This is a genomic window from Pseudomonas sp. S1(2024) (assembly GCF_046557535.1).
This window is the reverse complement of the sequence record NZ_JBKGFP010000102.1, coordinates 48,177-55,894: the sequence shown is the minus strand read 5'-3', so window position 1 is coordinate 55,894 and position 7,718 is coordinate 48,177. Positions and strand designations below refer to the sequence as shown.

At 55.8% G+C, this 7,718-nt stretch carries 8 protein-coding genes and 5 tRNA genes; 7 read left to right on the top strand and 6 right to left on the bottom strand.

The annotated features are described in order from the left end of the window. Positions 1–153: 153 nt before the first annotated feature. Positions 154–1,104 (bottom strand): IS110 family transposase, encoded by a 951-nt coding sequence (locus ACLCGK_RS27965; RefSeq protein WP_075047071.1) that lies wholly within the window; start codon positions 1,102–1,104, stop codon positions 154–156. Positions 1,105–1,356: 252 nt separating this feature from the next. Continuing rightward, complete coding sequence (locus tag ACLCGK_RS27960; RefSeq protein ID WP_410953377.1) at positions 1,357–2,124, bottom strand: hypothetical protein; 768 nt, start codon at positions 2,122–2,124, stop codon at positions 1,357–1,359. A 376-nt stretch (positions 2,125–2,500) separates the two neighbouring features. Between ACLCGK_RS27960 and ACLCGK_RS27955 the strand changes: the two genes are divergently transcribed. From ACLCGK_RS27955 to ACLCGK_RS27935, 5 genes are all read left to right on the top strand, one after another. Then, positions 2,501–2,576, top strand: a tRNA-Glu gene (locus tag ACLCGK_RS27955). 4 nt (positions 2,577–2,580) lie between these two features. Beyond that, a tRNA-Gly gene (locus ACLCGK_RS27950) sits at positions 2,581–2,656 on the top strand. Positions 2,657–2,747: 91 nt separating this feature from the next. Further along, positions 2,748–2,823: transfer RNA gene (locus ACLCGK_RS27945), tRNA-Glu, on the top strand. Between the two features lie 3 nt (positions 2,824–2,826). Then, positions 2,827–2,902 (top strand) — tRNA-Gly (locus ACLCGK_RS27940). Between the two features lie 85 nt (positions 2,903–2,987). Then, a tRNA-Gly gene (locus tag ACLCGK_RS27935) sits at positions 2,988–3,063 on the top strand. 240 nt (positions 3,064–3,303) lie between these two features. Here ACLCGK_RS27935 and ACLCGK_RS27930 read toward each other — a convergent pair. Further along, entirely contained in the window at positions 3,304–3,423 is a 120-nt protein-coding gene (locus ACLCGK_RS27930) for a fimbrial protein (RefSeq protein WP_410953376.1), read from the bottom strand. 32 nt (positions 3,424–3,455) lie between these two features. Here ACLCGK_RS27930 and ACLCGK_RS27925 point away from each other — a divergent pair, with 32 nt between their 5' ends. Then, positions 3,456–3,854, top strand: a complete 399-nt coding sequence (locus ACLCGK_RS27925) for a hypothetical protein (protein ID WP_410953375.1) — start codon at positions 3,456–3,458, stop codon at positions 3,852–3,854. Here ACLCGK_RS27925 and ACLCGK_RS27920 read toward each other — a convergent pair. From ACLCGK_RS27920 to ACLCGK_RS27910, 3 genes are read right to left on the bottom strand one after another with little or no spacing between them, the layout of a single operon-like run. Further along, on the bottom strand, positions 3,758–4,582 hold the full coding sequence (locus ACLCGK_RS27920; RefSeq protein ID WP_410953374.1) for a hypothetical protein: 825 nt from the start codon (positions 4,580–4,582) through the stop codon (positions 3,758–3,760). The genes ACLCGK_RS27925 and ACLCGK_RS27920 overlap by 97 nt on opposite strands. Positions 4,583–4,596: 14 nt before the next feature. Continuing rightward, the gene (locus tag ACLCGK_RS27915; RefSeq protein ID WP_410953373.1) at positions 4,597–5,046 is read right to left on the bottom strand and encodes a hypothetical protein; all 450 of its coding nucleotides are present in this window, start codon (positions 5,044–5,046) and stop codon (positions 4,597–4,599) included. Beyond that, a complete protein-coding gene (locus ACLCGK_RS27910; protein ID WP_410953372.1) occupies positions 5,043–5,651 on the bottom strand; it encodes a hypothetical protein in 609 nt (202 codons plus the stop codon). Before ACLCGK_RS27910 ends, ACLCGK_RS27915 begins: the two co-directional genes overlap by 4 nt. A gap of 243 nt (positions 5,652–5,894) precedes the next feature. On the opposite strand from ACLCGK_RS27910, the gene ACLCGK_RS27905 reads away from it, so the two are divergent. After that, positions 5,895–7,712: a hypothetical protein gene (locus tag ACLCGK_RS27905; protein WP_410953371.1), complete on the top strand. Its 1,818-nt coding sequence runs from the start codon at positions 5,895–5,897 to the stop codon at positions 7,710–7,712. Positions 7,713–7,718: the final 6 nt, after the last annotated feature.

Genomic DNA, 7,718 nt, shown 5'->3' with positions numbered 1-7,718 from the left:
GTGGGAGCAACTGTCTTGCTCAATTTCAAAAAGCTGGCGCGATCCCTGTGGGAGCGGGCTTGCCCGCGAACACGGGCGAAGCCCGTGCCATCCACCACGGTGTTGGCTTCGCGGGCAAGCCCGCTTCCACGCGGCTCACGCTGCGTTCTGGATTTACGTTGTACTTTCAGGCTGCGGTAGCACTAGATCGAGCCATGATGTACCCGTTCTGAGCATGGCATTTAACCGCACGATGAACGTTCTCATGCAGGCCACGATAGCGACTTTGGGAAGTTTTCCGCGCTCCCGCAGTGACTGATAACGAGCCTTGAGTGCTGGGTTGTATTTCATCGCCACAAGGCATGCCATGTACAGCGATCGCCTGACCGCAAATCGCCCGCCAGAGATAGAGCGCTTGCCCATGAATTTCCCGCTGTCGTGGTTGAAGGGCGCCACCCCAACCAGGGAGGCAATTTCTCTGGATTCAACCCGACCTAGCTCCGGCAGCAGCGCTATTAGTTTGCCCGCCGTCACCATCCCAATGCCTTTCACTTTGATCAGCTGGGCAACCCGTTCGTCGTTCAGCATCGCGATTTGCTGTTCGATCTCACACTCAACCCGTTTGATCTGCGCCTTGAAGTGTTTCAGGTTGGCATTCAGGTAGTTAGCAACTGCAGTCGATTGCACCTGCTTCAGGCGCCGCAGGTCGTCATCTCGCTGTTGAACCATCCGATCACGTTGCTGAAGCAACTCTCGCAGAAGCGCTCGTTCGGGGCTGACTCGTAGAGAGGGTTGATCTGGAATGACTTCGGCATAGTGCGCCAGAACCTCGGCGTCGATGGCGTCAGTCTTGGCCTTGATGCCTAAAGAGTCAGCGAATGACCTGGCTCGCCTGGGATTGACGCGTATGACCTTGTAGCCAGCGTCCTGTAGAAAACGCATGACATCTCGCTCGTAGCCACCCGTCGCCTCTAACAGGACGCGTTTGATACTGAGCTTGCGAAGGCTCTCCAGTAGCGCCTCAAACCCTGTTGGATCATTGCTTAAATGCATTTTGATGCCCTGTGGCCGCACCGCAGCATCAAGGGAGAGACTGGAAACATCGATACCCAAGAAGGAAGCCATCACCAAAACCTCCTAAACTCAAAACAGTGAGAGGACTTTGGCTTGGCCCACGCTTGTGATTCGAGATCAGAGCCGCATCCAACTGTTCGGGCTCTCGCCAAAGTGGAACGGTGAATGGCAGCTTTTGCTCCCACACGTGCTCAAGGCACCTACGGCATTCAGCTTGCCATTCACCGCTCTCACTCCAAATTCTAATCCCCCATCAAGACACAAGCGGCTTTAGCCGCGAAGAGGCCGGTACAGGTTGAAGCATCAGTCGTACATCACCTTCTTCTTCCAGGTCTCTTCCTCATCGGTCTTGAGCCCCTGGGTCAGTTCATTCTGCTCGTCCTCCGCCGGGGCCATGCGGTCCAGCACTTGGGCATTGGCCCGAGCCAGCAGCTTCTCCAGGTACGTCAGCTGCTCTTCATACACCTTCGGTTCCGGCTGCTTGCGCAGGTACTGCACGCCGCGCTCGAAGGCCAGGCGCGCCTGGCCCGGCTGGTTCTGCTGCAGGGCTTGCTGGCCGAGGTTGTTGAAGAACTCGATATGCAGCAGCACCAGGATATGGCGGATTTCCTTGATCCATTGCTTGGCCTCGGGCGTGGGCAGGAAGCCCTCCTGGGCGGCGCGGGTCACCTGGTTGTGCAACGCCTCCAGCAGGAAGCGCACATCCTTGGCCTTGATCTCGGTCTGGATCGGGTTGGGCGGGTTGTTCACCGGGATCTGCGCACCCTGGGCAATCAGGTTTTCCAGTTCGGCGATGCGCGCCTTGATCTCGGCATTGTGCTTGTCCATCGCCAATTGACGCTGGTTGAGGTTGAGCTCCAGGCGGGTCAGCAGCAACTTCAGCGCGGGGGTCATGAACTGGCCGGGGAAGGTCTCGGTGATTTCGCCACAGCGGCGCAGGCGGTCGGCCAGCTCGATCTTCATCCGGGCGCGTTCGAGCTTGCCGTTCTCGACCACATTGTTTAGGTAGCCGATCACGATCAGCAGCGCGATACCCGCCACGATGAGCAGGGTGATCAGAAGTGGTGTCACCGTTAATGCCTCATTGAAGAAGAATTACAGCTTGAGTGTAGTGAGTTCGGTGTGGGACGAACAGCTGCTAAATCCCTGTGCCGGCCCTTTCGCGGGCTTGCCCGCTCCCACAGGTGCAACACAGGCCTGAGGGTTGGCGACAACCCTGTGGGAGCGGGCAAGCCCGCGAAAGGGCCGGCACAGGATTGCTTCTCTCTATATCGGCATCCCATCCCGCATCTGCACCCCAACTCACCCGGAAGTCATTGATTTAAATAAATTTCTACAAAGGGGTTGACGCCTGTCCGAACCATCCATAGAATGCGCGCCACTTGCAGCGTAAAGCACACAGCGAAACGCGGCAGGGAGTGAAAGCAGGCAGTAATGCCAGCAGCGTGTCCCCTTCGTCTAGTGGCCTAGGACACCGCCCTTTCACGGCGGTAACAGGGGTTCGAGTCCCCTAGGGGACGCCAAATTGCGGGAATAGCTCAGTTGGTAGAGCACGACCTTGCCAAGGTCGGGGTCGCGAGTTCGAGTCTCGTTTCCCGCTCCAGTTTCTCCGGCAACGCTTAACTGCGGGGCAGGAAAAGAAAATCCAGGCTGAATCGTGAGGTTCAAACCTGGTGCACTGAAAAGTGTCGTGTGTCCCCTTCGTCTAGTGGCCTAGGACACCGCCCTTTCACGGCGGTAACAGGGGTTCGAGTCCCCTAGGGGACGCCATTTGCGGGAATAGCTCAGTTGGTAGAGCACGACCTTGCCAAGGTCGGGGTCGCGAGTTCGAGTCTCGTTTCCCGCTCCAGTTTAAATACTGTGGCGTCTATGCGGTGCAGTGGTGGTGAAGGTCTTCAAGGCGCTTCACGCCGATAGTGGTAAAGCTTAAAAATGCGGGAATAGCTCAGTTGGTAGAGCACGACCTTGCCAAGGTCGGGGTCGCGAGTTCGAGTCTCGTTTCCCGCTCCAAACATGTAACCAGACGCCCCGACTTGTTCGGGGCGTTTGCTTTTGTACTGAAAAAAGCTCTCCAGCCTCTCATGGCTTCCTTTTCCTGGCTCCCAGGACACGGATTGCCCGCTTGGGCTGTACGTGGTGGGCGCACCCTATAACGAGAAATGCTCCCCATCTTTCGATGCGGAGCATTTTTGCGTTTTTGCTTTTCCCAAACCAACAACCTGGCAAGCAAGTTGCCAGGCCGGGTGCAAATCAGCGATAAGTGACGGTGAAATTGAGTGCCCCATTGGCCTCGCCCGGGGTTACGGTGGGCGCGGTCTGGTAATAGCGGGCCTGGAAATTCAGGGTGAGGTCGCCGGGGCTCAGCGGCATCACGGCAACTTCTTCTTCCAGCCGAAAGGGGCTTGCTGCAGCACACCGAACTCACCTACCTGGAAAAACCGGATACCCCCCTGCTGCACATGCGCCCGGATGTCGTGCGCCAGACCATGAAGCATGGCGACGACCCGATCAAGGACAGGACCACCACCAGCACATCGTTCTACAGCCTGATCAACGGCGATGACGGCAAGCAGAGCTTGCTCCAGATCCGCCACACCGTACAGGGCCACGACCTCAGGCAACGCACCCTGCACAGTGCCGTATCACGCTACACCGGCCAGATAATGCGCCAGCAGGACACCAATGGTGTGTACACACACTTCTACTACGATGCAGTGCGCCGCAAGGTTCGCGAAGGTGTGGTGATCTCCTTCAGCAGTGCCATGTACTGTTGCAGGTCCTCGTCATACTCGATGTGGTAGTAATCAAAGGTCCAGCCAGCGCCTTTGCCGCTTGGTAGCAGCACCTGGGTAGGTACCCTTTGCGTCGGGGATCCGCGGTTTTCGAGTTTGATTTCATATCGGGCCGAGGGCTGGGTATCGCTGTCGACGTCGGGATACAGGTCGAACTTCACGCTACCGCTGTCATAGTGAACCTTCAGCAATGTCACGCCGTTGCCGTCAACGATGCTCGTCAGGCAAGGTGTCTCATTGAAGTCCTCGTAGTCCAGAGTGATCCAATGCCCGGATGCTGCTTCGATGCGGACCGGCAAAGCGATGCGTCGGTCGCTGGGGCCTTTGAGTTGCAGAAATTCTACCAGGCCGGTCTTGTATTCCAGGCGCCAGTTCTCTGCATCTTCCTGGTGCAGGTGGAAACTCTCCATTTTGCGCTCATCGAATACCAGCCCGGTACCATCCTCCATGTCGCTGCCGGTAACTTTCAGCGTCTCGCCGGTTTGCATGGTCAACATGTTGGTGGCGGGCACATATTGGCTGGAGTTCAGTCCCCAGCCGGTGCCGAAGCCCGCATCCAACTGGTTCATCGGATTGAAACCAAGGCGCGGAGTCAACGCCGGGCCCATCTGATCGTTACCCACCAGCTCTGGCAGTACGATAGCCAAGGTGTACTGCCCGGTGCGCGGGTCTACGCTGTTCTGCACAAAACTGCTGAAGTTGTAGGCATTGGATTGTGCTGTCGAGATGGCGGACATATCCGTGTGCTCCTCTATTGTGCGGCCGGACGGAGAGTTGCGCAGAAGAAGCGGGTTTCACCGTTCTCATCGTTCTTGTGGGCGCGACCGATCATGACTTCGTGCGCTGGGCATGTTTCTTGGGTGCTGCTGTATTCGGCATGCTCTGGTGACCACTTGGTTGGCTCGACCAGAACCTTTCGGCCATCAATGCGGCTGACGAGTTCGCCACATTGATATTTGGTATCCCCGTTCTCATCACCCTTGTGATAACGGCCGGTCATGACGGTGTTGATCGGGCAGGTGAAATAGATATAGCGTTTATTGTTTGCGAACTGGCTTGCGCTTGTGTCTTCCGGGTCCAGCCCGGACTCCCGAAAGGCTATAGACCATTTTCGGTTTTTGATTTCATAACCTACAGCAAGGCGGCAATCATAACGGGTCGGTTCCTCTTCGTCGCCCGAATGATCTCGTTGAAAGATCATCGACGATCCGGGGCAAATGCGCTCTCCGCTTTCGTGCTCATTAACGGGGGGAGTTGGTCGCCGTCTATCAATGTCAGTGCATCCAGGGGTTTAGGTGTGTCGATATCGGGGGATGCAATGAATTTCACGCAACTGGTCGCATCGCGCATTGTCTCGCCATTCACCGTTTTTTTGTCCACGAGTTTCAGGCCGCGAAAGATGGTTTGGCCTTTTGAGTAGGACTGAAGTTCTTCAAAAGAATAAATATTTGGCGAGCCGGTGTTGGTAGCGATGGTTTTGAATTTTAACCAGTACTCATTGTCTTCCGCAGCTTCAGTATTACAGTCGGGTCGCGAAGAGAAGATGATTTCCATGGCTGAAGGAAGCCTGTCAAAATGAACGCTTCGAGTGGTCTCGGGGTAACATTCGTAACTGGGGCTGTTGGTCGCATAATTAATTGTCAGCCCCGAACCTTCGGCGGGTGGAGAAAATCCGCAAGGCGCATTGTTCTTGCTGATTAATGTAACACCGCCGAGTGGTTCGTTAGCGAGCGCCTGTAGGTTCATCGTCGCACTAAGCAGGAAGATAGTTGCGGGTAGCAGGATGTTACGTCTTGAAATTTCCATGGTTAATCCCTGGTCTGGACCGCGGATGGCTGGTGCGGAGTTGTGGAGTCGCGCCATTAGCCTAAAAGCTTGCGTAGCTGGAGGCACCTGGCAGAAATGATAGGAAAGCACCTGTCAGAATTGTCAGGTGCGTCTCTGTTAACGGTGTGATAGGCCAACGGCAACCTAGTATTTTTGCCAGTTGGTGCGCGTGCCGATTGGACTTATAACTCATCGCCAGTCCATCTGATTAAGGCGATTCTCATGCGACATCCCCCTGCAACCAGGCGCGAAGCACTGCTGCCTGCGCCCATCATTGAAGTCCGTAATGCGTACGATGAAATCGACCTGCAGGAATTGGGCGATGAAGACTTGGTGACTTACATCCACTACGAAGACATTGCCGAGGGCGACAGGCTCAGGATTCTCTGGCGGGGTGCCACGGCGCTGGGAGAAGAGCTGGACTCGGTGGATGTCCAGATAGAGGTTGAATCACCGAATTTTGACCCAGTCACAAAACGGATGCGTGTAGATATCGCTAATCGCTTTTTGAAGAGTGGCGATCAAGGCTATGCCTTTTATTCCTATGAGCGTTTGACCGGTACAACTGGCGAGTCGCTGCGCACGTTCAGCTTCGTCGGGGTACGGCCTCATCGCATGGAGCACATGCCAGTGGCGCAGGCCATCGAGTCCCATGCCCTGCATATCGACCCCAACGCTTTGGGTAGTGGCGGCGTTAACTTTGTGGCGCCGCCTTATGCGGCGATGCGCAAGGGCGACACTGTGAAATTGATTTTTCGCGGATATGAAGAAAACGGAGATTTTGACCAGGAGAAAACGTATTCAGTTGTAGTTGGAGATGACCAGGTTGGCCGCAGCCTGACCTGGCGGGTGCCCAAAGGTGAGTTCGGGTTTATCCGGAAGGGGCGTGCGGAAGTTCATTACCAGATTGATTTTGTCGATCACGAAGATCCGCTTGATGGGCCAGTCCAAACCTACCGGATTGATTCGATACCTGCAGACCCGGCGCTTCTGCCTCCTTTGGAAATCGTGAATTACACCGGGGGGCCGCTCGATCCGGAAAAGTTTCTCGATGGCCTGATGGTACATGTGCCCCACTACCCGGAGTTGCATACCGCCGACTGGACATTGCTGCATGTCAACAATGAGCCGGGAGTTGCTGCGTTGCGTGCCGACCTGAGTACGCTGGCCAGTGGGGTGCAGGGTATACATCTGGACGCACAGGTGCTCGAGGGCGTTGAGCGGTTGAAGCTCGGTTATCACGTTGCGCGCGAAGGGGTGGGCCTTGCCGGGAAGTTGCTGGACATTGAAGTGTTGAAGCGGCGCAACTTCCTGCAAGTGGAGATAGGGGATGGGGTCACTGAGAATCCCATGCCGAATATGCGGCTGGACGCTCAAGTGGCAATACCCGGGGCTCTTGTCAAGGTACCCGACCCTGGCCTGCGTCCGGGCGAACGCTTGCAGTTGGTATGGCAAGGCCGTTCTACGGCCGGGAAATACGAAGAGACACTGGTGGAAGGAAGTGCGCCACCGTACCACTTCACTATTCCGCCTACCGTCGTTGCCGCCAACATGGAGGCGACTGCAGCTGCAGCGGAGAAGCGCTTCCCTGTTTTTTATCGCTTGTTGCGCGAGGACTTACCCACGCTGGAATCACCGCCAGTGCAATTACGGGTCCTGCCGTTAACGCGGGAGAGATATCCGATTATTCAATGTGAAGGAACGTCTGGCACGGACTTGCCGCTTGAAAGCGTACCTGAGACAGGAGCCAAGTTGACCCTGGGACAATGGGCTTTCATGGGGGTGGGGCAGCAGCTCAACGTCGTCTATGACGGTGTGAAAAAAGATGGTAGCGGCCTTGTGCACGTATTACGCAGCAGACCTGTCAGCGAGCAGGAAGTACGTGATCGCGAGGTCGTGGTGATACTCGATAAACGCATTCTGAATGAACAGAAGATTGGCCAAACGTTTGATTTGAAAGTGAGCATTAACTTCGAGAATGAGGGGGCGGACGATACCTGGTTCGATTTTCCGCTATTGACTTTGAAGTTGATTCCTTGAAATTTA

Coding starts and splice junctions, on each gene's coding strand:
- ACLCGK_RS27965 (WP_075047071.1), bottom strand. CDS start 1,104: ATGGCTTCCTTCTTGGGTATCGATGTTTCCAGTCTCTCCCTTGATGCT.
- ACLCGK_RS27930 (WP_410953376.1), bottom strand. CDS start 3,423: ATGCCGCTGAGCCCCGGCGACCTCACCCTGAATTTCCAGGCCCGCTAT.
- ACLCGK_RS27920 (WP_410953374.1), bottom strand. CDS start 4,582: ATGTCCGCCATCTCGACAGCACAATCCAATGCCTACAACTTCAGCAGT.
- ACLCGK_RS27915 (WP_410953373.1), bottom strand. CDS start 5,046: ATGATCTTTCAACGAGATCATTCGGGCGACGAAGAGGAACCGACCCGT.
- ACLCGK_RS27910 (WP_410953372.1), bottom strand. CDS start 5,651: ATGGAAATTTCAAGACGTAACATCCTGCTACCCGCAACTATCTTCCTG.
- ACLCGK_RS27905 (WP_410953371.1), top strand. CDS start 5,895: ATGCGACATCCCCCTGCAACCAGGCGCGAAGCACTGCTGCCTGCGCCC.